Annotated in this window: 17 protein-coding genes; 13 read left to right on the top strand and 4 right to left on the bottom strand. The window is 63.4% G+C overall.

Annotated elements, in window-relative coordinates; all coding sequences use genetic code 11:
• Nucleotides 1-10: 10 nt before the first annotated feature.
• Together PFZ56_RS11700 and dapC are read left to right on the top strand one after the other, a co-directional pair.
• Complete coding sequence (locus PFZ56_RS11700; protein WP_123393597.1) at nt 11-2,713, top strand: [protein-PII] uridylyltransferase; 2,703 nt, start codon at nt 11-13, stop codon at nt 2,711-2,713.
• A 38-nt stretch (nt 2,714-2,751) separates the two neighbouring features.
• Nucleotides 2,752-3,951, top strand: coding sequence for a succinyldiaminopimelate transaminase (gene dapC / locus PFZ56_RS11695; protein ID WP_110596478.1), 1,200 nt, complete (start codon nt 2,752-2,754; stop codon nt 3,949-3,951).
• Between the two features lie 72 nt (nt 3,952-4,023).
• Here dapC and PFZ56_RS11690 read toward each other — a convergent pair whose 3' ends face one another.
• On the bottom strand, nt 4,024-5,670 hold the full coding sequence (locus PFZ56_RS11690) for a Na+/H+ antiporter (RefSeq protein ID WP_102861360.1): 1,647 nt from the start codon (nt 5,668-5,670) through the stop codon (nt 4,024-4,026).
• Nucleotides 5,671-5,961: 291 nt separating this feature from the next.
• On the opposite strand from PFZ56_RS11690, the gene PFZ56_RS11685 reads away from it, so the two are divergent.
• The 4 genes from PFZ56_RS11685 (at nt 5,962) to PFZ56_RS11670 (ending at nt 9,027) form a co-directional block, all read left to right on the top strand.
• Nucleotides 5,962-6,270 carry an arsenate reductase gene (locus PFZ56_RS11685; protein WP_240322076.1) on the top strand — a complete coding sequence of 103 codons (309 nt, stop codon included), beginning with the start codon at nt 5,962-5,964 and terminating at the stop codon, nt 6,268-6,270.
• Between the two features lie 33 nt (nt 6,271-6,303).
• Nucleotides 6,304-7,338: a 2,3,4,5-tetrahydropyridine-2,6-dicarboxylate N-succinyltransferase gene (dapD, locus tag PFZ56_RS11680; RefSeq protein WP_102861358.1), complete on the top strand. Its 1,035-nt coding sequence runs from the start codon at nt 6,304-6,306 to the stop codon at nt 7,336-7,338.
• Nucleotides 7,339-7,414: 76 nt separating this feature from the next.
• Complete coding sequence (locus tag PFZ56_RS11675) at nt 7,415-8,620, top strand: aminotransferase class V-fold PLP-dependent enzyme (protein WP_170001080.1); 1,206 nt, start codon at nt 7,415-7,417, stop codon at nt 8,618-8,620.
• On the top strand, nt 8,617-9,027 hold the full coding sequence (locus tag PFZ56_RS11670) for a SufE family protein (RefSeq protein ID WP_102878545.1): 411 nt from the start codon (nt 8,617-8,619) through the stop codon (nt 9,025-9,027). Before PFZ56_RS11675 ends, PFZ56_RS11670 begins: the two co-directional genes overlap by 4 nt.
• Before the next feature lie 123 nt (nt 9,028-9,150).
• Here PFZ56_RS11670 and tcdA read toward each other — a convergent pair whose 3' ends face one another.
• On the bottom strand, nt 9,151-9,960 hold the full coding sequence (gene tcdA, locus PFZ56_RS11665) for a tRNA cyclic N6-threonylcarbamoyladenosine(37) synthase TcdA (RefSeq protein ID WP_372851759.1): 810 nt from the start codon (nt 9,958-9,960) through the stop codon (nt 9,151-9,153).
• 217 nt (nt 9,961-10,177) lie between these two features.
• Between tcdA and PFZ56_RS11660 the strand changes: the two genes are divergently transcribed.
• The 4 genes from PFZ56_RS11660 (at nt 10,178) to PFZ56_RS11645 (ending at nt 15,381) form a co-directional block, all read left to right on the top strand.
• Nucleotides 10,178-12,769, top strand: a complete 2,592-nt coding sequence (locus PFZ56_RS11660; protein WP_110596474.1) for a glycosyltransferase — start codon at nt 10,178-10,180, stop codon at nt 12,767-12,769.
• 185 nt (nt 12,770-12,954) lie between these two features.
• Nucleotides 12,955-14,106: a succinyl-diaminopimelate desuccinylase gene (gene dapE / locus PFZ56_RS11655; protein WP_102878542.1), complete on the top strand. Its 1,152-nt coding sequence runs from the start codon at nt 12,955-12,957 to the stop codon at nt 14,104-14,106.
• Nucleotides 14,106-14,915, top strand: coding sequence for a putative RNA methyltransferase (locus tag PFZ56_RS11650; RefSeq protein WP_170001081.1), 810 nt, complete (start codon nt 14,106-14,108; stop codon nt 14,913-14,915). Before dapE ends, PFZ56_RS11650 begins: the two co-directional genes overlap by 1 nt.
• An 88-nt stretch (nt 14,916-15,003) precedes the next feature.
• The gene (locus tag PFZ56_RS11645) at nt 15,004-15,381 is read left to right on the top strand and encodes a hypothetical protein (protein ID WP_102861352.1); all 378 of its coding nucleotides are present in this window, start codon (nt 15,004-15,006) and stop codon (nt 15,379-15,381) included.
• A 100-nt stretch (nt 15,382-15,481) separates the two neighbouring features.
• Here the strand turns inward: PFZ56_RS11645 and PFZ56_RS11640 are convergent, their stop codons facing one another.
• Nucleotides 15,482-15,691: a cold-shock protein gene (locus PFZ56_RS11640; RefSeq protein ID WP_011059510.1), complete on the bottom strand. Its 210-nt coding sequence runs from the start codon at nt 15,689-15,691 to the stop codon at nt 15,482-15,484.
• A gap of 253 nt (nt 15,692-15,944) precedes the next feature.
• Between PFZ56_RS11640 and plsB the strand changes: the two genes are divergently transcribed.
• The 3 genes from plsB to PFZ56_RS11625 are packed head-to-tail and all read left to right on the top strand — an operon-like array spanning nt 15,945 to nt 19,613.
• The gene (gene plsB, locus PFZ56_RS11635; RefSeq protein ID WP_102878541.1) at nt 15,945-18,449 is read left to right on the top strand and encodes a glycerol-3-phosphate 1-O-acyltransferase PlsB; all 2,505 of its coding nucleotides are present in this window, start codon (nt 15,945-15,947) and stop codon (nt 18,447-18,449) included.
• A 51-nt stretch (nt 18,450-18,500) separates the two neighbouring features.
• Nucleotides 18,501-18,899, top strand: coding sequence for a YbaY family lipoprotein (locus PFZ56_RS11630; protein WP_102861350.1), 399 nt, complete (start codon nt 18,501-18,503; stop codon nt 18,897-18,899).
• Nucleotides 18,900-18,923: 24 nt separating this feature from the next.
• Nucleotides 18,924-19,613 carry a DUF4197 domain-containing protein gene (locus PFZ56_RS11625; protein ID WP_102878539.1) on the top strand — a complete coding sequence of 230 codons (690 nt, stop codon included), beginning with the start codon at nt 18,924-18,926 and terminating at the stop codon, nt 19,611-19,613.
• Between the two features lie 367 nt (nt 19,614-19,980).
• Here the strand turns inward: PFZ56_RS11625 and PFZ56_RS11620 are convergent, their stop codons facing one another.
• Nucleotides 19,981-23,037 carry an efflux RND transporter permease subunit gene (locus PFZ56_RS11620; protein ID WP_110596471.1) on the bottom strand — a complete coding sequence of 1,019 codons (3,057 nt, stop codon included), beginning with the start codon at nt 23,035-23,037 and terminating at the stop codon, nt 19,981-19,983.
• Nucleotides 23,038-23,043 lie beyond the last annotated feature (6 nt).

The following is a 23,043-nucleotide window of genomic DNA, read 5'->3' as shown; positions in this document are numbered from 1 at the left end:
AAGCCAATCGATGCCGCAGGTGGATCCCGAACTCTTCGACCGTGGCCAGTTCCAGGCGGAACTGGCACTGAAGGCCAGCCCCATCGCCGCCTTCAAGAAAGCCATCCGTCAGGCACGGGAAGTGCTCGACAACCGCTTTCGCAGCGGACGGGAAATCCGCCGGCTGATCGAGGACCGCGCCTGGTTCATCGATAACATCCTGCAAAAGGCCTGGGACCAGTTCACCTGGAGCAACGAAGCCGACATCGCCCTGGTGGCGGTCGGCGGCTACGGCCGCGGCGAGCTTCACCCCTATTCCGATATCGACCTGCTGATCCTCCTGGACAGCGCCGATCATGAGATCTTTCGCGACTCCATCGAACGCTTTCTCACCCTGCTCTGGGACATCGGCTTGGAAGTCGGGCAAAGCGTGCGTTCGGTGGATGAATGCGCCGAGGAGGCCCGGGCCGACCTGACGGTCATCACCAACCTGATGGAAAGCCGCACCATCGCCGGCCCCGAGCGCCTGCGCCAGCGCATGCTGGACGTCACCAGCACCGCACATATGTGGCCGAGCAAGGACTTCTTCCTGGCCAAGCACGCCGAGCAGAAGGCCCGCCACCACAAGTACAACGACACCGAATACAACCTGGAGCCCAACGTCAAAGGCTCCCCAGGCGGCCTGCGGGATATCCAGACCATTCTCTGGGTCGCCCGCCGCCAGTACGGCACCCTGAATCTGCGAGCCCTGGCCGGCGAAGGCTTCCTGGTGGAAAGCGAAAACGCCCTGCTGGCCTCCTCCCAGGAGTTCCTGTGGAAGGTCCGCTACGCCCTGCACATGCTCGCCGGCCGCGCCGAAGACCGCCTGCTGCTGGATCACCAACGCTCCATCGCCGAGCTGCTGGGTTTCAGCGGTGAAGACGTCAAGCAGTCGATTGAAAGCTTCATGCAGCAGTACTACCGGGTGGTGATGAGCATCGCCCAGTTGAGCGACCTGATCATCCAGCACTTCGAAGAGGTGATCCTCGCCCCCGAGGACGAAGCCCCGCCACAGCCGATCAACGCCCGCTTCCAACTGCACGACGGCTACATCGAGGCAATCAACGACAACGTGTTCAAACGCACGCCGTTCGCCATGCTGGAAATCTTTGTGCTGATGGCCCAGCACCCGGAGATCAAGGGCGTACGCGCCGACACCATCCGCCTGCTGCGCGAGCACCGGCACCTGATCGACGACGACTTCCGCCACGACATCCGCAACACCAGCCTGTTCATCGAGCTGTTCAAATGCGAGATCGGCATCCACCGCAACCTGCGGCGGATGAACCGCTACGGCATCCTCGGCCGCTACCTGCCGGAGTTCGGCTTCATCGTCGGACAGATGCAGCACGACCTGTTCCACATCTATACCGTGGACGCCCACACGCTGAATCTGATCAAGCACCTGCGCAAGATGCAGTACACGCCGATCTCCGAAAAATTCCCCCTGGCCAGCAAGCTCATGGGCAAGCTGCCCAAGCCCGAGCTGATCTACCTGGCCGGCCTGTATCACGACATCGGCAAGGGCCGCCACGGCGACCACTCGGAGATCGGCGCGGTGGATGCCGAAGCCTTCTGCGTGCGCCACCAGCTGCCTCTGTGGGACACCCGGCTGATCGTCTGGCTGGTGCAGAACCACCTGGTGATGTCCACCACCGCCCAGCGCAAGGACCTGTCCGACCCACAGGTGATCCACGATTTCGCCCAGACTGTGGTCGACCAGACCCGCCTCGACTACCTCTACGTACTCACGGTCGCCGACATCTACGCCACCAACCCGACCCTGTGGAACTCCTGGCGCGCCAGCCTGTTGCGCCAGCTCTACACCGAGACCAAGCGCGCCCTGCGCCGCGGCCTGGAAAACCCGGTGGACCGCGAAGAGCAGATCCGCCAGACCCAGAGCGCCGCCCTGGACATCCTGGTGCGCAACGGCACCGATCCGGACGAGGTCGAGCAGCTCTGGTCGCAACTGGGAGACGACTACTTTCTGCGTCACACCGCTGGCGATGTGGCCTGGCACAGCGACGCGATCCTCCAGCAGCCGGCCGATGGCGGGCCACTGGTGCTGATCAAGGAAATCACCCAGCGCGAGTTCGAGGGTGGCACCCAAATCTTCATCTACGCCCCGGACCAGCACGACTTCTTTGCGGTGACCGTGGCCGCCATGGACCAGCTCAACCTCAACATCCATGACGCGCGGATCATTACCTCCAGCAGCCAGTTCACCCTCGACACCTACATCGTCCTGGACAACGACGGCGAATCCATCGGCAACAACCCGCAGCGGGTCGAGCAGATCCGCAAGGGCCTGACCGACGCCCTGCGCAACCCCGACGATTACCCGACCATCATCCAGCGCCGAGTGCCGCGCCAGCTCAAGCATTTTGCCTTCGAGCCCGAGGTGACCATCCACAACGACGCCCAGCGCCCGGTCACCGTGCTGGAACTCAGCGCCCCGGATCGCCCGGGCCTGCTGGCGCGGATCGGCAAGATCTTCCTGGAGTTCGACCTGTCGCTGCAGAACGCCAAAATCGCCACCTTGGGCGAGCGCGTGGAAGACGTGTTCTTCATCACCGACGCGCACAACCACCCTCTTTCCGACCCACAGCTGTGCAGCCGCTTGCAGGATGCGATCGTCGAACAGTTGAGTGTCAGCCATGAACCAACTATCGAAATGACCCGCCTGAGCATCTGAAGGGTCCGAACCGCCGCTTTGAGTGAGAAAACGCACCGATGAACAACGCTCTGAACCAGTTGCAGCCCTACCCGTTCGAAAAGCTGCGGGCCCTGCTCGGCACCGTGACCCCCAACCCGGACAAGCGCCCGATCGCCCTGTCCATCGGCGAACCCAAGCACCGCTCGCCGAGCTTTGTCGCCGAAGCCCTGGCCAGCAACCTCGATCAGATGGCGGTGTACCCCACCACCCTGGGTATCCCGGCCCTGCGTGAAGCCATCGCTGGCTGGTGCGAGCGACGCTTCGGCGTGCCGACCGGCTGGATCGACCCGGCGCGCAACGTCCTGCCGGTCAACGGCACCCGTGAAGCCCTGTTCGCCTTCACCCAGACCGTAGTCAACCGCGGTGACGACGCCCTGGTGGTCAGCCCCAACCCCTTCTATCAGATCTACGAAGGCGCAGCCTTCCTTGCCGGGGCCAAGCCGCACTACCTGCCGTGCCTGGATGAAAACGGCTTCAACCCGGATTTCGACGCCGTACCGGCCGAGATCTGGCAGCGCTGCCAGATCCTCTTCCTGTGCTCCCCGGGCAACCCCACCGGCGCGCTGATCCCGCTGGACACCCTGAAGAAACTGATCGCCCTGGCCGACGAACACGACTTCGTGATCGCCGCCGACGAGTGCTACAGCGAGCTGTACTTCGACGAACAGACCCCGCCGCCGGGGCTGCTCAGCGCCTGCGTCGAACTGGGCCGCAAGGACTTCAAGCGTTGCGTGGTATTCCACAGCCTGTCCAAGCGCTCCAACCTGCCGGGCCTGCGCTCCGGCTTCGTGGCCGGCGACGCCGACATCCTCAAGGGTTTCCTGCTGTACCGCACCTACCACGGCTGCGCCATGCCGGTGCAGACCCAACTGGCCAGCATCGCCGCCTGGAACGATGAAGTGCACGTGCGCGCCAACCGCGCCCTGTACCGCGAGAAGTTCGACGCGGTGCTGGCAATCCTCGCGCCAGTAATGGACGTGCAGCGCCCGGACGGCAGCTTCTACCTGTGGCCCAACGTGGCCGGGGATGACGCCGCCTTCTGCCGCGACCTGTTCGAGCAGGAGCACGTGACCGTGGTTCCGGGTTCCTACCTGTCGCGGGATGTGGACGGCACCAACCCGGGCGCCGGACGGGTGCGCATGGCGCTGGTCGCGCCGCTGGCGGAGTGCGTGGAAGCCGCCGAGCGGATTCGCGATTTCGTTCTGCGTCGCGCGTGAGCCCCTTCGCCGGCAAGCCGGCTCCTACACCCTCCCAGTAGGAGCCGGCTTGCCGGCGAAAGCGTTATTCGCTCACTTCACCTGCCCCAAATTCGCCTCGCTCAAATCCAGGTCCGCCAACACCTCTCGCAGCACATCGTCACCGATCTGGTGATGCCGGCTCAGGCGGTACAGCTCAAGCCGTTGCGCGCGCAGGGCCTTGAGCCGCAGGCGGCGTTCCAGCAAGTCCATCTGCAATGCCAGGGCCTGGGCCTCCGCGGAATCGTTGTAGACCTCCAACTGATGCCGGTACTCAGCCATCAAACGGCCCTTGAGCTCGGTGGCCAGTGCCGCCTGGGCCGCATCGGGGGCCTCACTGGTTTCAGCCACTTCCTCGGCTTCCAGGGCATGGATCGCCGCCTCGGCGGTCTTGCGCCAGGCATCGCGGACTTCTCCACGGCGTTTGTCGTCGGGGCTTTTGACGATACCGCGCAACAGCAGCGGCAGGGCAATGCAGGCCGCCACCAGGGACAGCAGGATCACTCCAGCGGCGATAAAAATCAGCAGATCACGTTCGGGGAAGGCCTCCCCGGCGCCCAGGAACAAGGGCACCGACATCACGCCGGCCAGGGTCACCGCCCCACGCACCCCGCCCACCGTCAGCAGCCAGCAGGAGCGCGCCGTGGGCACCAGGGTCAGCTCGCCCTTGCCGCGCCAGCGCCGCAGCAGCCCGGACAGGCGCCAGATGCTCTGCACCCAGATAAAGCGCAACACCAGCAGCACCAGGAAGATCGCCAACACATCCAGGCAGCGGTAGAACAGGGTCGGCCAGAGTGAAGTTTCATGACTGACCACGGCCTTGATGATGTCAGGCAATTGCAGCCCCAACAGTAGGAAGATCAGGCCATTGAAGGCGAACTCCAGCAGCGACCAGACACTGCGATTGAGCAGTCGGGTGCTGGTCTGGCGCGGCAGCAGGTCGAGCCAGCTCTGCATCATTCCCGCCGCCACCGCCGAGAGAATGCCCGAAGCCCCCAGGCGCTCGGCCAGGACGTAAGCCGCGAACGGCAATAGCAACATGAACACCACATGGGTCGCCGGATCGTCCCAGCCGCGGGCGATCATCCAGGCCCGCAGGCGCCCGACCAGCCAGCTCAGGGCCACGCCGACCGCCAAGCCACCCACCGCCACCAGGACAAAGGTCAGGCTGGCATTGGCCAGGGAGAACACCCCGGTAACGGCGGCCACCAGGGCGAACTTGAAAGTCACCAGGCCCGAGGCATCGTTCATCAGCGCCTCGCCCTGGAGCATGTGCATCAGCGGGGTTGGCAGGCGGTTCTGGGAAATGGCCGACACCGCCACGGCGTCAGTGGGCGACAGCACCGCAGCCAGGGCGAAAGCCACCGGCAACGGGATAGTCGGCAACAGCCAGTGAATGAAATAACCGGCCCCGACCACGGTGAACAACACCAGACCCACCGCCAAGGTCAGGATCGGGCCACGCAAGCGCCAGAACTCGCGCTTGGGCATGCGCCAACCGTCGGAAAACAGCAACGGCGGCAGGAACAGGAAAAGGAACAATTCCGGGTCCAGGGCCACATGCAAACCCAGGGTCGGCCAGGCCAACAGGGCTCCGGCGGCGATCTGTACCAGAGGCAAGGGCAGCGGAATCACCCGTCCGACCAGTCGCGAAAGACTCACCAGCATCAGCAGGATGAGGACGGTATAGGCGGTTTGCATAAAGCGAAAATCCAAGGCTCAACAGGAAAAATCGTACGCATCTCAGCTGAGAATCGCCGACGAAGTGCCATATTAGCCGCTTAAACTCGGTACTGACCGCTGCACAAAAGTCGCAAGCCCCATGACCTGCCATGCAACAACCTGCGACAAAGCCGATTTCAGGCCGACGCTGAAGCGCTGCGGTCGTGGCATAATCCGTGACCTTTCATCTCCAGCATCTCCAAAGGGGGCAATTCCTTGACCGCTTCAAGCAAAACGTTGCACCTTTTCGGCATCAAAGCCTGTGACACCATGAAAAAGGCGCGCACCTGGCTCGATGAACACGCTGTCAGCTATGACTTCCATGATTACAAAACCTCCGGCATTGACCGTGAGCACCTGAATCAGTGGTGCAACGAGCACGGCTGGCAGGTGGTGTTGAACCGCGCGGGCACGACCTTTCGCAAACTCGATGACGAAAGCAAAGCCGATCTCGACCAGGCGAAAGCCGTTGAACTGATGCTCGCGCAACCTTCGATGATCAAGCGCCCGGTGCTCGACCTCGGAGACAAGACCCTGATTGGCTTCAAGCCAGACCTTTACGCAGCGGCGCTCAAGTAAGCCTGCTCACTCTATTTCGCAAGAGGTAACTGCATGTCCACTACTCTGTTCAGCCTGGCATTCGGTGTCGGCACCCAAAATCGTCAAGGCGCCTGGCTGGAAGTGTTCTACGCATCGCCACTGCTCAATCCTGCCGCCGAAATCGTTGCCGCTGTCGCACCGATCCTCGGCTACAGCGAAGGCAACCAGGCCATCACCTTCACCACCGCCCAGGCCGCGCAAATGGCCGACGCGCTGAAAGGCATCGACGCCACCCAGGCTGCCCTGTTGACCCGCCTGGCCGAAAGCCACAAGCCGCTGGTAGCCACCCTGCTGGCCGAAGACGCTCAATTGACCTCCACCCCAGAGGCTTACCTGAAGCTGCACCTGCTGTCCCACCGCTTGGTCAAGCCGCACGGCCTGAGCCTGGCCGGGGTGTTCCCACTGCTGCCGAACGTAGCCTGGACCAGCCAGGGCGCCATCGATCTGGGCGAGTTGGCCGAGCGGCAACTGGAAGCCCGCCTGCGCGGCGAGCTGCTGGAAGTGTTCTCCGTGGACAAGTTCCCGAAAATGACCGACTACGTGGTGCCGAGCGGCGTGCGTATCGCTGACAGCGCGCGGATTCGCCTGGGCGCCTACATCGGCGAAGGCACCACCGTGATGCACGAAGGCTTCGTCAACTTCAACGCCGGCACCGAAGGCCCGGGCATGATCGAAGGCCGTGTATCGGCTGGCGTGTTCGTCGGCAAGGGTTCGGACCTGGGCGGTGGCTGCTCCACCATGGGCACCCTGTCGGGTGGCGGCAACATCGTGATCAAGGTCGGCGAAGGCTGCCTGATCGGCGCCAATGCCGGTATCGGCATTCCCCTGGGCGACCGCAACACCGTGGAGTCGGGTCTGTACGTGACCGCTGGCACCAAGGTGGCGCTGCTGGACGAAAACAACCAGTTGGTCAAAGTGCTCAAGGCCCGTGAACTGGCCGGCCAGCCGGACCTGCTGTTCCGCCGCAACTCGGAAACCGGCGCCGTGGAGTGCAAGACCCACAAGTCGGCCATCGAGCTGAACGAAGCGCTGCACGCTCACAACTAAGCAGCGATTCGGTTTCACTGGAACCGGCCGGGCGCTTATCATCGGCGCCCGGCCTGTTCAAACGAGTTCTGCCACCATGCTTGTAGCCTCCCCCTGGCGCGCCGACTTCCCGGCCATCGCCGCCCTGCATCGCCAGGACCAGACGTACCTGGACAACGCCGCCACCACGCAAAAACCCCAAGCCCTGCTGGACGCCCTGGCCCACTACTACGCCAATGGCGCGGCCAATGTGCATCGCGCGCAGCACCTGCCCGGCGCCCATGCCACCCAGGCCTTCGAGGACAGTCGCCGCAAGGTCGGCCAATGGCTGAATGCCGGTGACAGCGGACAGATCATCTTCACCCACGGCGCCACCAGTGCGCTGAATCTCCTGGCTTATGGCCTGGAGCAGCAATTTGAAAGCGGCGATGAGATCGTCATCAGCGCCCTTGAACACCATGCCAACCTGCTGCCCTGGCAACAGTTGGCCCAACGTCGTGACCTCAAGCTGCTGATCCTGCCCCTGGATGCCGACGGACTGATCGATATTGATGCGGCAAGCCGTCTGATTGGCCCGCGCACTCGCCTGCTGGCAGTGAGCCAGTTGTCCAATGTGCTCGGCGCCTGGCAACCCTTGACGCCACTGCTGGCCATGGCCAAGGCCCAGGGCGCACTGACGGTGATCGACGGCGCCCAGGGCGTGGTCCATGGCCGTCACGATGTGCAGGCCCTGGGCTGCGACTTCTATGTGTTCTCCAGCCATAAACTCTATGGTCCGGACGGCGTCGGCGTGCTGTTCGGCCGTCATGCCGCGCTCAAGCACCTGCGTCATTGGCAGTTCGGCGGAGAAATGGTCCAGGACGCCGACTACCAGCACGCCAGCTTTCGCCCGGCGCCCCTGGGATTCGAGGCCGGCACCCCGCCGATTGCCGGAGTCATTGGCCTGGGGGCGACCCTGGATTACCTCGCTGGCCTGGATCAGCAGGCAGTGGCCACGCACGAAGCCGCGCTGCATGCCTATCTGCTGCAGGGCTTGCAGGCACGCAATGGCATCCGCCTGCTGGGCACGCCGCAACTGGCCCTGGTCAGCTTCGTCGTGGACGGCGTGCACAACGCCGACCTGGCCCACCTGCTGACCGAACAGGGCATTGCCGTGCGGGCCGGTCATCATTGCGCCATGCCGCTGATGAAAAGCTTCGGCCTCGTCGGGGCGATTCGCGTATCCCTGGCGCTGTACAACGACTCCGAGGACTTGGAGCGTTTCTTCGAAGCCCTGGATCAGGCCCTGGAGTTGCTGCGATGAGCCTGCCGGCGGACGCCGTGGCCGCCCTTGAAGTTTTCCAGGGGGCTGCCGGCTGGGAACAGCGGGCCCGCCTGCTGATGCAATGGGGCGAGCGCCTGCCGCCCCTGAGCGAGGACGACAAGGTAGACGCCAATCGAGTCCATGGCTGTGAAAGCCAGGTCTGGCTGGTGGCGGCCCTGGAAAATGGTCATTGGCAGTTTGCCGCCGCCAGCGACGCACGGCTGATTCGCGGTTTGGTGGCCTTGCTGCTGGCCCGGGTCAACGGCCTGACGGTGCAGCAATTGCAGGAAGTGGACCTGGCGGACTGGTTCAACCAGCTGGGCCTGTCGCGCCAGCTCTCGCCGTCGCGCAGCAATGGCCTGAACGCCGTCTTGCAACGCATGAACGAACTGGCCGGCGCACTGTAGCCGCTGCCAAGCCTGCGAGGCTGCGAAAAGGTCCGCAGGACCTTGCTTGGCGATCTCCCGCCAGACCTCTAGCGGCCTCAAGCCCCCACGGCCCGCCGGGCCGCTCGCAGCCTGCGGCAGCGGCTACAGGGGCTTGCTGCGTTCAGATGGGCGACGCACGCCGGCAACGATCTTGTCCACCGCCTTGGTCGCCGCCACCATGCCAAAGGTCGCGGTCACCATCATCACCGCGCCAAAACCGCCGGCACAGTCGAGCTTGACCCCGTCGCCGACAAAGCTCTTCTGCAGGCAGATGCTGCCATCGGGTTTCGGATAACGCAGTTGCTCAGTAGAAAACACACAGGGCACGCTGTAATGGCGGGTCACGGTGCGCGAGAAGCCATAATCGCGGCGCAAAGTGGAACGCACCTTGGAGGCCAGTGGGTCATTAAAGGTGCGATTCAGGTCGCAGACCTGGATCAGCGTCGGGTCGATCTGCCCGCCGGCACCGCCAGTGGTGATGATCTGGATCTTGCGCCGCTTGCACCAGGCAATCAGCGCCGCCTTGGCATTCACGCTGTCGATGCAATCGATCACGCAGTCGATGTCGGGGGTAATGTATTCGGCCATGGTGTCGCGGGTGACGAAATCCGCTACCGCGTGCACCTTACAGTCTGGGTTGATGCCCCGCAGGCGCTCGGCCATGACCTCGACCTTGGGCTTGCCCACGGTGCTGTCCAGGGCGTGCAACTGACGGTTGCTGTTGCTGACGCAGACATCGTCGAGGTCGAACAGCGAGATCTCCCCGACCCCGCAACGGGCGATGGCTTCCGCCGCCCAGGAACCGACTCCGCCGACGCCAACGATCGCCACATGGGCCGCCCGCAGCCGCTCCAGGCCTTCAATGCCATACAAACGGGCGACGCCGGCAAACCGTGGATCTTCTGTACTCATGACCATCACCTAAAAAACCGGCGCGCATTATAGAGCTGGGAAGCGACAAGTTTTAAGCCGCCAGCTACAAGTAAAGAACTTAAACGCAATTACAGTGCCCAAGGTCTGGCTTTCCTCTGTGCGCTGTACGCTCAGTTGAGGGCCGGTGTAGGATGCCCGCCGTTTGGCGCCTGCCAACCCTTCCCTCGTTCCACACCTTTTGGAACCCGAAATAGCTATGTCATCGCGTAAATTTGGACTCAATCTGGTGATAGTGCTGGCCATTGCCGCGCTGTTCACCGGTTTCTGGGCGCTGATCAATCGCCCGGTCTCGGCCCCCGACTGGCCGGAACAGATCTCCGGTTTTTCCTACTCGCCTTTCCAGCAGGGCCAGTTCCCGCAGAAGGAGCAGTACCCGTCCGACGATGAAATGCGTCGTGACCTGGAGATCATGAGCAAGCTGACCGACAACATCCGTACCTATTCGGTGGACGGCAGCCTGCAGGATATTCCCAAGCTGGCGGAAGAGTTCGGCCTGCGAGTGACCCTGGGGATCTGGATCAGCCCGGACCTGGAGCGCAACGAGCGGGAAATCATGCGCGCCATCGAGCTGGCCAACAGCTCACGCAGCGTCGTCCGCGTAGTGGTGGGCAACGAAGCGATCTTCCGCAAGGAAATCACCGCCGACCAGTTATCGGTGCTTCTCGACCGGGTCCGCGCTGCGGTGAAAGTTCCGGTGACCACTTCAGAACAGTGGCACGTCTGGGAAGAACACCCAGAACTGGCCAAACACGTCGATCTGATCGCCGCGCACATCCTGCCCTACTGGGAATTCATCCCGATGGACAAGGCCGGGCAGTTTGTCCTCGACCGCGCCCGGGACCTGAAGAAGATGTTCCCGAAAAAGCCGCTGCTGCTGTCCGAGGTGGGCTGGCCGAGCAACGGCCGCATGCGCGGTGGCGCTGACGCCAGCCCCGCGGACCAGGCGATCTACCTGCGGACCCTGGTCAACAAGCTCAATCGCCAGGGCTACAACTACTTTGTCATCGAAGCCTTCGACCAACCGTGGAAGGCCAGCGACGAGGGTTCGGTAGGCGCCTACTGGGGCGTGTTCAACGCTGCGCGCCAACAGAAATTCAACTTCGAAGGCCCTGTGGTGGCGATCCCACAATGGCGGGTGCTGGCCATCGGTTCGGTGGTGCTGGCGCTGCTGTCGCTGACCCTGCTGATGATCGACGGCTCGGCCCTGCGCCAGCGCGGCCGCACCTTCCTGACCTTCATCGCCTTCCTCTGTGGTTCAGTGCTGGTGTGGATCGGCTACGACTACAGCCAGCAATACAGCACCTGGTTCAGCCTGACGGTGGGCTTCCTGCTGGCCCTCGGCGCGCTGGGGGTGTTTATCGTGCTGCTGACCGAGGCCCATGAACTGGCCGAGGCGGTGTGGGTCCGCAAACGCCGGCGCGAGTTCCTGCCGGTGGAAGGAGACTCCAGCTACCGGCCGAAAGTCTCGATCCACGTGCCCTGCTACAACGAGCCGCCGGAGATGGTCAAACAGACCCTCAACGCCCTGGCCAACCTCGATTACCCGGACTTCGAAGTCCTGATCATCGACAACAACACCAAGGACCCGGCGGTCTGGGAGCCGGTGCAGGCCTATTGCGAGACCCTGGGTCCACGCTTCAAGTTCTTCCACGTCGCGCCCTTGGCCGGTTTCAAGGGCGGCGCCCTGAACTACCTGCTGCCGCACACCGCCAAGGATGCCGAAGTGATCGCGGTGATCGACTCCGACTACTGCGTCGACCGCAACTGGCTCAAGCACATGGTGCCGCACTTCGCCGATCCGAAGATCGCCATCGTGCAATCGCCCCAGGACTACCGCGACCAGAACGAAAGTACCTTCAAGAAGCTCTGCTATGCGGAATACAAGGGCTTCTTCCATATCGGCATGGTCACCCGCAACGACCGTGACGCGATCATCCAGCACGGCACCATGACCATGACCCGGCGTTCGGTGCTGGAAGAATTGGGCTGGGCCGACTGGTGCATCTGCGAAGACGCCGAGCTGGGCCTGCGAGTGTTCGAGAAAGGCCTGTCGGCGGCCTACCATCACGAAAGCTACGGCAAGGGCCTGATGCCCGACACCTTCATCGACTTCAAGAAGCAGCGCTTCCGCTGGGCCTATGGCGCGATCCAGATCATCAAGCGCCACACCGCCAGCCTGCTGCGTGGCAAGGACACCGAACTGACCCGTGGCCAGCGCTACCACTTCCTGGCGGGTTGGCTGCCGTGGGTCGCAGACGGCATGAACATTTTCTTCACCGTCGGCGCCCTGCTGTGGTCGGCGGCGATGATCATCGTGCCGCAACGGGTCGACCCGCCGCTGCTGATCTTCGCGATCCCGCCGCTCGCGCTGTTCGTGTTCAAGGTGGGCAAGATCATCTTCCTCTACCGCCGGGCAGTGGGGGTCAACCTCAAGGATGCGTTCTGCGCGGCCCTGGCCGGCCTGGCCTTGTCCCACACCATCGCCAAGGCGGTGCTGTACGGCTTCTTCACCAGCAGCATCCCGTTCTTCCGCACCCCGAAGAACGCCGACAACCACGGCTTCTGGGTAGCCATCTCGGAAGCCCGGGAAGAGTTGTTCATCATGCTGCTGTTGTGGGGCGCGGCGCTGGGGATCTTCCTGGTACAGGGGCTGCCCAGCAACGACATGCGCTTCTGGGTGACCATGCTTCTGGTGCAGTCGCTGCCCTATGTGGCGGCACTGATCATGGCGTTCCTGTCGTCACTGCCAAAACCTGCGGAACACCCCGAGCCGGCTCCAGCCGCCTAAATCGATGCAAAGCACTAAACGGCGGCCTCAGGCCGCCGTTTTGCTTTAAGATATCCGCCATTTTGCGCGCCCCGCCCAACCCTGTAGGCGCTGGCTGACCAGCAAACCACGCGACGCGGTGTAACCAGTAAACCGCCATCGCCGGCCAGCCGGCTCCTACACAATGCCTTGCACCGGAGTTCCCCATGACGGCCCCTGCCGAGCTTTCGCCGACCCTGCAACTTGCCTGTGATCTGATCCGTCGCCCCTCGGTGACACCGGTCGACGCCGACTGCCAGAAGCTGATGATGCAGCGCCTGGGGGATGCCGGCTTCAAGCTGGAACCGATGCGCATCGAGGACGTGGACAACTTCTGGGCCACCCATGGCCAGCATGAAGGCCCGGTGCTGTGCTTCGCCGGCCACACTGACGTGGTGCCCACCGGCCCGGTCCAGGCCTGGCAGAACGACCCGTTCGAAGCCCTGATCGACGAGCACGGCATGCTGTGTGGCCGTGGCGCGGCGGACATGAAAGGCAGCCTGGCCGCCATGCTGGTGGCCGCCGAGCGCTTTGTCGCCGATTACCCGGACCACAAGGGCTCGGTAGCCTTCCTGATCACCAGCGACGAAGAAGGCCCGGCGCACCACGGCACCAAGGCAGTGGTGGAACGCCTGGCGGCACGCAAGGAGCGCCTGGACTGGTGCATCGTCGGTGAACCTTCGAGCACCAGCCTGGTGGGCGATGTGGTCAAGAACGGCCGCCGCGGCTCCCTCGGCGCCAAGCTCACGGTGCGTGGAGTGCAAGGCCACGTGGCCTACCCGCACCTGGCCAAGAACCCGATCCACCTGGCGGCTCCGGCCTTGGCGGAACTGGCGGCCGAACACTGGGACGACGGCAATGCCTTCTTCCCGCCCACCAGCTTCCAGATTTCCAACCTCAATTCAGGGACCGGCGCCACCAATGTGATCCCCGGTGATCTGGTGGCGGTGTTCAACTTCCGCTTCTCCACCGAATCCACCGTTGAAGGCCTGCAACAACGGGTTGCAGCGATCCTCGACAAGCACGGCCTGGACTGGCACGTGGACTGGGCCCTGTCCGGCCTGCCGTTCCTCACCGAACCCGGCGCCCTGCTGGACGCGGTCTCGGCCAGCATCAAGCAAGTCACTGGCCGCGAGACCCAGGCATCCACCAGCGGCGGCACGTCCGACGGTCGCTTCATCGCCACCCTGGGCACCCAGGTGGTGGAATTGGGCCCGGTCAACGCCACCATCCACCAGGTCAACGAGCGGATCCTGGCCAGCGACCTGGATGTGCTGACCGAGATCTACTATCAGACTCTCGTCAAGTTGCTTGCCTGATGCTTGCCTGTCCTCTTTGCAGCGCCCCGCTGAATGCCGTGGACAACGGCGTGGTCTGCCCGGCCGGGCATCGCTTCGACCGTGCCCGCCAGGGCTACCTGAACCTGCTGCCGGTGCAGCACAAGAACAGCCGTGACCCGGGCGACAACCAGGCCATGGTCGAGGCCCGCCGCGACTTTCTCAACGCCGGGCACTACGCCCCGGTGGCCCGGCGCCTGGCAGAGCTGGCGGCAGAACGCACGCCCCAGCGCTGGGTCGACATCGGCTGCGGCGAGGGTTACTACACCGCGCAGTTGGCCGACGCCCTGCCCGACGCCGACGGCTACGCCCTGGATATTTCCCGGGAGGCCGTGAAACGCGCCTGTCGTCGCGCGCCGCAACTGACCTGGATGGTCGCCAGCATGGCGCGCATCCCGTTGGCCGATGCCAGCTGCCAGTTTCTCGCCAGCGTCTTCAGCCCCCTCGACTGGCAAGAGGCCAAGCGCCTGTTGAGCCCGGGTGGCGGCCTGATGAAAGTCGGCCCTACCAGCGGCCACCTGATGGAGCTGCGCGAACGCCTGTACGACGAAGTGCGTGAATACACCGACGACAAGCACCTGGCCCTGGTGCCGGAGGGCATGGCCCTGGCCCACAGCGAAACCCTGGAGTTCAGGCTGCGCCTGGAACGCCCGGAAGATCGCGCCAACCTGTTGGCCATGACGCCCCACGGCTGGCGCGCCAGCGCCGAACGCCGGGCCGCAGTGATCGAGCAGGCCGAGCCTTTCGAGGTCAGCGTGTCGATGCGCTACGATTACTTCGTGCTGCAGTAACCCCCCACTTAACCCAACGACCGCGGGCATGGGCCCGAGGTCGAAGAAATCCGCGAATGGATTTTTCAGACCGGCAATGAGGACATCCATGCGCCAGCCCGATATCGAGATTTACCTGAAAGACGCCGACGTCGACTACAAGGCCATCGCCACCTGGCTCGGCGCCGTGCTCGGCCCGTGCAGCGACTGGGTGCAAAAGGGCCAGACCTACAAATGCACCGCAGGCTCAGTACCCGTGACCTGGCTGCCCAAGGCCGTGGGCAAGTGGAACAGCCTGTACCTGGAAAGCGACCAGACTCCGTGGGATGACGACATTGCCTGTGCCCGCGCCGCCTTTGCCGCGCTGAATGTGGAAGTGCGCTGCGCACCGGGCAGTTGGGTCGAGGAAGAAGGTGAAGAGACCGCCGATCGCTGGATTCGCATCAGCACCGACGGCGAAGAAGAGATTACCTGGCGCACTGCCTGAACAGCGCAATCCGGTAGGAGCCGGCTTGCCGGCGAAAAGGCCCCTGAGCCTTGCATCGCCAGCGCCCCGTTCGCTGGCAAGCCAGCTCCTGCAGGGTTGGTTACAGGCCGACGACGTCTTCGGCTTGCAGACCTTTCTGACCTTCGACCACGGCGTATTCCACCTGCTGGCCTTCGGTCAGCGAACGGTGGCCTTCGCCACGGATCGCTCGGTAATGGACAAACACGTCCGCCCCACCTTCACGCTGGATAAAGCCGTAGCCCTTGGCGTCGTTGAACCACTTCACGTTGCCGGTCTCACGAGTAGTCATGAATCCACACCTCATTTTTTTATTATTGGCTGGGCGCACTGCCACCCTGCCTTGAGAACTTTCCCTCGAGCTGCCTCTCTATGACTGGAGGCAATACGACCGCGGGAGAGTCGGCCGAGTATATGACAGGCGTAAAAACTCTCAACTCAATCTTGTTTGGGTGCTTTTTTGCCGATTTTCGGCGAATCCGGCACACTACCGGCCCCGAGCAGGTGCTCGGTTTTGATTTCTTATTCACTCACGCAGAAGCCGTATGACCCGCTCCCCGATCCGTCGTCTTGTGTTTGGCACCTTGCGCCGCCTGCTGTACCTCTGGGTGCGCTCGGAAACCATCAACCAGTCGTCCTTCACCCTCGACCTCGACCGCAGCCGGCCGGTGTTCTACGTCCTGCAAAACCCATCCCTGACTGACCTCGCCGTGGTCGATACCGAATGCACCAAGGCCGGCTTGCCACGCCCGGTACTGCCGGTGTCGGTGGGCAACCTGCTGGAGCCCGCGGCGTTCTTCTACCTGACCCCGGAACCCGACTGGCTCGGTCGCCAGGACAAACGCGGCGCACCGCCAACCCTGACCCGACTGGTCAGCGCCCTGACCCAGAACGCTGCCGAAGATGCGCAAATCATTCCGGTCAGCGTGTTCTGGGGCCAGTCCCCGGACAGCGAGTCCAGCCCCTGGAAGCTGCTGTTCGCCGACAGTTGGGCGGTCACCGGACGCCTGCGCCGGCTGCTGAGCATCATGATCCTGGGGCGCAAGACCCGGGTGCAGTTCTCGGCCCCGATCAACCTGCGCGAACTGATCGAGCACAACAAGGGTCACGAGCGCACCGTGCGCATGGCCCAGCGCATCCTGCGGGTGCACTTTCGCAACCTCAAGGCCGCGGTCATCGGCCCGGACATTTCCCACCGGCGCAACCTGGTCAAGGGCCTGCTCAACCAGCCCTTGGTGAAACAGGCGATCCTCGACGAAGCCGAGCGCGAGAAGATCTCCCCGGAAAAGGCCAAGGCCCAGGCCCTGCGCTACGGCAATGAGATCGCCTCGGACTACACCTACACTGCAATTCGCTTCCTGGAAGTGGTGCTGAGCTGGTTCTGGAACAAGATCTACGACGGGATCAAGGTCAACCACCTCGAAGGCGTGCAGAAAATCGCCCAGGGCCACGAAGTGATCTACGTGCCCTGCCACCGCAGCCATATCGACTACCTGCTGCTGTCCTACCTGCTGTTCCGCAATGGCCTGACCCCGCCGCACATCGCCGCCGGGATCAACCTCAACATGCCGGTGATCGGCAGCCTGTTGCGCCGCGGCGGGGCCTTCTTCATGCGCCGCACCTTCAAGGGCAACCCGCTGTACACCTCGGTGTTCAACGAGTACCTGCACACCCTGTTCACCAAGGGTTTCCCGGTGGAGTACTTCGTCGAAGGCGGCCGCTCGCGCACCGGGCGCATGCTGCAGCCCAAGACCGGTATGCTGGCCATCACCCTGCGCAGCTTCCTGCGTTCCTCACGCATGCCCATCGTTTTCGTACCGGTGTACATCGGCTACGAGCGGGTTCTGGAAGGCCGCACCTACCTGGGCGAACTGCGCGGCGCGAGCAAGAAGAAGGAGTCGATCTTCGACATCTTCAAAGTCATCGGCGCCCTCAAACAGCGCTTTGGCCAGGTGGCGGTGAACTTCGGCGAACCGATCAAACTGGCGGAATTCCTCGACCAGGAACAACCGGACTGGCGCACCCAGGAACTGGGCCCGCAATACCGCCCGGCCTGGCTCAACGAAACCACCAACCGCCTGGGCGAGCGGGTGGCTCAGCACCTCAATGAAGCCGCGGCGATCAACCCGGTGAACCTGGTGGCCCTGGCCCTGCTGTCCACCAGCCGCCTGGCCCTGGACGACCGAGCCATGGCCCGGGTCCTGGACCTGTACCTGGCGCTGTTGCGCCGCGTGCCCTACTCGCCCCACACCACCTTGCCGGAAGGCGACGGCCAGGCGCTGATCCAGCACGTCAAGGACATGAACCTGCTGGCCGAGCAGAACGACGCCCTGGGCAAGATCCTCTACCTGGACGAGCAGAACGCCGTCCTGATGACCTATTACCGCAACAACGTGCTGCACATCTTCGCCCTGCCGGCACTGCTGGCGAGCTTCTTCCAGAGTTCGTCGCGCATGAGCCGCGAACAGATACTGCGCTACACCCGCGCGCTGTATCCCTACCTGCAGTCGGAGCTGTTCATTCGCTGGTCCCTGGAAGAACTGGACGGCGTGGTGGATCAATGGCTGGAGGCCTTCGTCGAACAGGGCCTGCTGCGCTTCGAGAAAGACCTGTACCTGCGCCCGGCGCCCAGCTCGCGGCATTTTGTTCTGCTGACCCTGCTGTCCAAGAGCATCGCCCAGACCCTGCAGCGCTTCTACATGGCCATTTCCCTGTTGCTCAACAGCGGGCAGAACAGTATCAGCGCCGAAGAACTGGAAGACCTGTGCACGGTCATGGCCCAGCGCCTGTCGATCCTGCATGGCCTCAATGCCCCGGAGTTCTTCGACAAGAGCCTGTTCCGCCACTTCATCCAGACCCTGCTGGATCAGGGCGTACTGCGCCGCGACGAAGCCGGCAAGCTGAGCTATCACCCACTGCTGGGGGAACTGGCCGAGGGCGCGGCCAAACGGGTGCTGCCGGCGGAGATTCGCCTGTCGATCCGCCAGGTCGCCCTGCACCGCAGCGAAGATGCCGCCGACCAGCTCGCGGCACCGGCGCAAAGCGACTAGATTCTTATCGGCGCCGCAGAACCTGCGGCGCCCTCGATACGGAGATCCGTCATGAAAAAACTCACCCTGCTGGCAGCCACTGCGCTGCTTGGAGCCTGCCAGGCCATGCAACCCGCAGCCAAGGCCAGCCTCGATGGCGAAGTCTTCTATCTGCAACGCATCGCCCTGCCGCCTGCCGCCACCTTGAGCGTGAGCCTGCAGGACGTCTCCCTGGCGGACGCTCCGGCGGTGGTCCTGGCCGAGCAGAGTGGCCCGGTCAAAGGCCAGGTGCCGCTGCCCTTCCACCTCAGCTACGACCCGGCCCAGGTCAAGCCCGGCCACCGCTACGCGGTCAGTGCGCGGATCGAACTGGACGGCAAGCTGATGTTCATCACCACCGAACACAACGGGGTCAACCTCGACGGCAAAGATCCCCAGCCGTTGAAACTCCGTGTCGACGCTGTACGTTAATTTTCATTGCCCAAGGAAGCCGCCATGCTCCGTACCTCGCTCCGTTTCACCAGCCTGTGCGCTGGCCTGCTGATCTCCGCCAGTGCCCTGGCCCTGTCCCTGAGCGACCTGTCCCAGGGTGACGCCAGCGGTGGCCTCAAGGACGCCCTGACCCAAGGCGCACAGATCGCCGTCAAACAGCTGGGAACACCCGGCGGGTTCAGCAACAACCCCGATGTGCGTATCGAACTGCCGGGCAACCTCGGCAAAGTCGCGAAGAAGATGAAACAGTTCGGCATGGGTGATCAGGTCGATCAACTGGAAACCAGCATGAACAAGGCCGCTGAGGCCGCCGTGCCGCAAGCGCAGGCTCTGCTGGTGGACGCGGTGAAGAAGATGACCGTGGCCGACGCCAAGGGCATTCTCGCCGGTGGCAAGGACTCCGCCACCCAGTATCTGGACAAAAGCAGCCGCGAACAGATCCGCGCCAAGTTCCTGCCTATCGTCAAGCAAGCCACCGATCAGGTCGGCCTGGCCAAGCAGTACAACTCCTTCGCCGGCCAGGCCGCGACCCTGGGTGTGCTGGATGCCAAGAGTGCCAACATCGAAGGCTACGTGACCGAGCAAGCCCTCAATGGTCTGTTCGAAATGATCGGCAAGCAGGAAGAAACCATTCGCCAGAACCCGGCGGCTGCGGCCACCAGCCTGGCCAAGAAAGTCTTCGGCACCCTCTGATCCGCCCTACGGCCTTGCCCACTGTTTAGCGGGCAAGGCCGCGAGTGCCGGCGAAAGTACAGCAGGTTGCCCTGACGGTGCAGGTCCCATTGGCTCTTGGGCAAGCCCCGCAGCTCCTACTGAAGGCAGACTCCCTGGCTAGAGGGCAGCCCCCGGATGAAATGCCAGAGCTGGCGGTCCGGTCATGCCCCCCCCCTGCGGACTGCTGTCCATTGACGACCTTGCGGTCCTGGCCTGCTCCCCCTAAGTCCCAGGCAGCAAATGTTCGAAGAGCACGCTGCCCAATTGCTGGAAAACCTGCACTGCGGAAAAACCAGGCCGGGTAATCTCTACCCGGCCCAGGTTGATGCCTTGCGAGTTGCCCGGATCAGTCCTTCCTGACCCGGAACCAGGCCGCATACAGCGCTGGCAGAAACAGCAGGGTCAAGACCGTGGCGATAATCAGGCCGCCCATGATGGCCACCGCCATCGGCCCGAAGAACACACTGCGCGACAACGGAATCATCGCCAGTACTGCCGCCAGGGCAGTCAGCACGATGGGACGGAAACGCCGCACAGTGGCTTCGATGATCGCATCCCAGGGACGCAGGCCAGCCTTGATGTCCTGTTCGATCTGGTCCACCAGGATCACCGAGTTGCGCATGATCATCCCGGACAGGGCAATGGTGCCGAGCATGGCCACAAAGCCGAAGGGCTGGCGGAACACCAGGAGGAACAGGGTGACCCCGATCAGCCCCAGGGGCGCAGTGAGGAACACCATGGCGGTGCGCGAAAAACTGCGCAGCTGAATCATCAGCAAGGTCAGCACTACCACGATGAACAGCGGCACGCCGGCCTTCACCGAGTTCTGGCCACGGGCCGAATCCTCGACAGTGCCGCCCACCTCCAGCAAGAAGCCGTCCGGCAGTTCGGCGCGAATCGGCTCCAGGGTCGGCAGAATCTGCTGCACCAACGTCGCCGGTTGTTCCTTGCCGTAGATATCGGCACGCACGGTGACGTTGGGCAAGCGGTTACGGTGCCAGATCACCCCTTCCTCGAAGCCGTACTCCAGGGTCGCGACCTGGGACAGCGACACGCTCTGGCCGTTGTCGGTGGGCACTGCCAGGCTTGGCAACAAGGCCAGCTCAGTGCGTTCCTGCTGGGTTCCGCGCAGGAGAATCTCGATCAGTTCGTTGTCCTCACGGTACTGGCTGACGGTGGAACCGATCAGCGAGCTCTGCAGGAACTTCGACAGGTTGGCGGTGCTGACACCCAGCGCCCGGGCCCGGTCCTGATCGATATTCAGGTAGACCACCTTGCTCGGCTCCTCCCAGTCCAGGTGAACGTTGACCACATGGGGGTTCTCCCGCACCTTGGCCGCCACCTTGCGCGCCAGGGCGCGAACCTCCTCGATGTGCTCGCCTGTGACCCGGAACTGCACCGGGTAACCCACTGGCGGACCGTTCTCCAGGCGCGTGACCCGAGAGCGCAAGGCCGGGAACTGTTCATTGAGGGTCGCGATCAGCCAACTGCGCAGGCTCTCCCGCTCCTCGATGGTCTTGGCCAGCACCACGAACTGGGCAAAGCTGGTGGCCGGCAGTTGCTGGTCCAGCGGCAGGTAGAAACGCGGTGAACCGGTCCCCACATAAGCCACGTAGTTGTCGATGCCTGGGTGGTCCTTGAGCATCGCCTCCAGGCGCTTGACCTCATCGGCGGTGTTGCTCAGGGAAGCACCTTCCGCCAGTTTCAGGTCGACCATCAATTCCAGGCGGCCCGAGGCCGGGAAGAACTGCTGCGGGACAAAACGGAACAGCATCACCGAACCGACGAACGCCAGGATGGTCAGGACGATCACGGTCTTGCGCCGCTCCACGCACCAGCCCACCACCCGGCGCACGCGCTGGTAGAAAGGCGTGCCGTGGGGATTGGACTCGGCGCCGTGCTTGGCGGCGTGGATCTTGGCCAGGTCCGGCAGGAGCTTTTCCCCCAGGTAGGGAACGAAGACCACGGCGGCAATCCACGAAGCCACCAGGGCGATGGTCACCACCTGGAAGATCGAGCGGGTGTACTCGCCGGTGCCGGACTGGGCCGTGGCAATCGGCAAAAAGCCCGCTGCGGTAATCAGGGTGCCGGTGAGCATGGGAAAGGCGGTACTGGTCCAGGCAAAGCTGGCGGCCTTGATCCGGTCGAACCCCTGCTCCATCTTGATCGCCATCATCTCCACCGCAATGATCGCGTCATCCACCAACAGCCCCAACGCCAGCACCAGGGCGCCCAGGGAAATCTTGTGCAGGCCTATCCCCAGGTAGTACATGGTGGCGAACGTGATCGCCAGCACCAAGGGAATCGCCAGGGCTACCACCATGCCGGTGCGCACACCCAGGGAGAAGAAGCTCACCAGCAGGACAATGATCAGGGCCTCGGCCAGCACCCGGACAAACTCGCCGACCCCGGTTTTCACCGCCGCCGGCTGATCGGACACCTTGCGCAACTCCATCCCCGCCGGCAGGCTTTTCTGCAGGCGGGAGAACTCGCCTTCCAGGGCCTTGCCCAACACCAGGATGTCGCCGCCGTCCTTCATCGCCACGGCCAGGCCAATGGCGTCTTCCCCCATGAAACGCATGCGCGGTGCCGGTGGATCATTAAAGCCGCGACGCACATCCGCCACATCACCAATGCGGAAGGTGCGATCGGCGACCCGGATCGGGAAATTGCGAATCTGCTCCACCGTCTGGAAGTTGCCGGATACCCGCAATTGCACCCGCTCGCTGGGGGTCTCGAAGAACCCCGCAGTAGACACCGCGTTCTGCTCCTCCAGCGCCTTTTGCACCGCTGCCAGGGGCAGGCCCAGGGTTGCCAGCTTGACGTTGGATAGCTCGATCCAGATCTTTTCGTCCTGCAGGCCCAGCAGATCGACCTTGCCCACGTCCTTGACCCGCTGCAGCTGGATCTGGATACGGTCGGCATAGTCCTTGAGCACGGCGTAGTCGAAGCCCTGCCCTGTCAGCGCATAGATATTGCCGAAGGTCGTACCGAATTCATCGTTGAAGAACGGTCCCTGGATGCCCGGCGGCAGGGACTGGCGAATGTCGCTGATCTTCTTGCGAACCTGATACCAGAGTTCGGGAATCTCGTTGGAGTGCATCGAATCCCGGGCAATGAAGGTCACCTGGGATTCCCCGGGGCGGGAGAAGGAAACGATGCGATCGTACTCGCCGGTTTCCATGAGTTTCTTTTCAATGCGCTCGGTGACCTGGCGCGACACTTCCTGGGCCGTGGCCCCCGGCCAGTTGGTGCGGATCACCATGGCCTTGAAGGTGAAAGGCGGGTCTTCGCTCTGGCCCAGCTTGGTGTAGGACAGCGCACCGACAATGGCCAGCAACAGCATCAGGAACAGGACGATCTGGCGATTGCGCAACGCCCATGCAGAAAGGTTGAAACCCATCGGGGA

The sequence above is a fragment of the Pseudomonas danubii genome (genome assembly GCF_042980055.1).
GTDB lineage: Bacteria > Pseudomonadota > Gammaproteobacteria > Pseudomonadales > Pseudomonadaceae > Aquipseudomonas > Aquipseudomonas danubii.
The sequence above is the reverse complement of the archived record's forward strand: the minus strand, read 5'-3'. Positions and strand labels throughout refer to the sequence as shown.

What these genes read in the sequence shown, in the direction of transcription:
- PFZ56_RS11700 (WP_123393597.1), top strand. Translation starts at nt 11, where the DNA reads ATGCCGCAGGTGGATCCCGAACTCTTCGACCGTGGCCAGTTCCAGGCG.
- dapC (WP_110596478.1), top strand. Translation starts at nt 2,752, where the DNA reads ATGAACAACGCTCTGAACCAGTTGCAGCCCTACCCGTTCGAAAAGCTG.
- PFZ56_RS11690 (WP_102861360.1), bottom strand. Translation starts at nt 5,670, where the DNA reads ATGCAAACCGCCTATACCGTCCTCATCCTGCTGATGCTGGTGAGTCTT.
- PFZ56_RS11685 (WP_240322076.1), top strand. Translation starts at nt 5,962, where the DNA reads ATGAAAAAGGCGCGCACCTGGCTCGATGAACACGCTGTCAGCTATGAC.
- dapD (WP_102861358.1), top strand. Translation starts at nt 6,304, where the DNA reads ATGTCCACTACTCTGTTCAGCCTGGCATTCGGTGTCGGCACCCAAAAT.
- PFZ56_RS11675 (WP_170001080.1), top strand. Translation starts at nt 7,415, where the DNA reads ATGCTTGTAGCCTCCCCCTGGCGCGCCGACTTCCCGGCCATCGCCGCC.
- PFZ56_RS11670 (WP_102878545.1), top strand. Translation starts at nt 8,617, where the DNA reads ATGAGCCTGCCGGCGGACGCCGTGGCCGCCCTTGAAGTTTTCCAGGGG.
- tcdA (WP_372851759.1), bottom strand. Translation starts at nt 9,960, where the DNA reads ATGAGTACAGAAGATCCACGGTTTGCCGGCGTCGCCCGTTTGTATGGC.
- PFZ56_RS11660 (WP_110596474.1), top strand. Translation starts at nt 10,178, where the DNA reads ATGTCATCGCGTAAATTTGGACTCAATCTGGTGATAGTGCTGGCCATT.
- dapE (WP_102878542.1), top strand. Translation starts at nt 12,955, where the DNA reads ATGACGGCCCCTGCCGAGCTTTCGCCGACCCTGCAACTTGCCTGTGAT.
- PFZ56_RS11650 (WP_170001081.1), top strand. Translation starts at nt 14,106, where the DNA reads ATGCTTGCCTGTCCTCTTTGCAGCGCCCCGCTGAATGCCGTGGACAAC.
- PFZ56_RS11645 (WP_102861352.1), top strand. Translation starts at nt 15,004, where the DNA reads ATGCGCCAGCCCGATATCGAGATTTACCTGAAAGACGCCGACGTCGAC.
- PFZ56_RS11640 (WP_011059510.1), bottom strand. Translation starts at nt 15,691, where the DNA reads ATGACTACTCGTGAGACCGGCAACGTGAAGTGGTTCAACGACGCCAAG.
- plsB (WP_102878541.1), top strand. Translation starts at nt 15,945, where the DNA reads ATGACCCGCTCCCCGATCCGTCGTCTTGTGTTTGGCACCTTGCGCCGC.
- PFZ56_RS11630 (WP_102861350.1), top strand. Translation starts at nt 18,501, where the DNA reads ATGAAAAAACTCACCCTGCTGGCAGCCACTGCGCTGCTTGGAGCCTGC.
- PFZ56_RS11625 (WP_102878539.1), top strand. Translation starts at nt 18,924, where the DNA reads ATGCTCCGTACCTCGCTCCGTTTCACCAGCCTGTGCGCTGGCCTGCTG.
- PFZ56_RS11620 (WP_110596471.1), bottom strand. Translation starts at nt 23,037, where the DNA reads ATGGGTTTCAACCTTTCTGCATGGGCGTTGCGCAATCGCCAGATCGTC.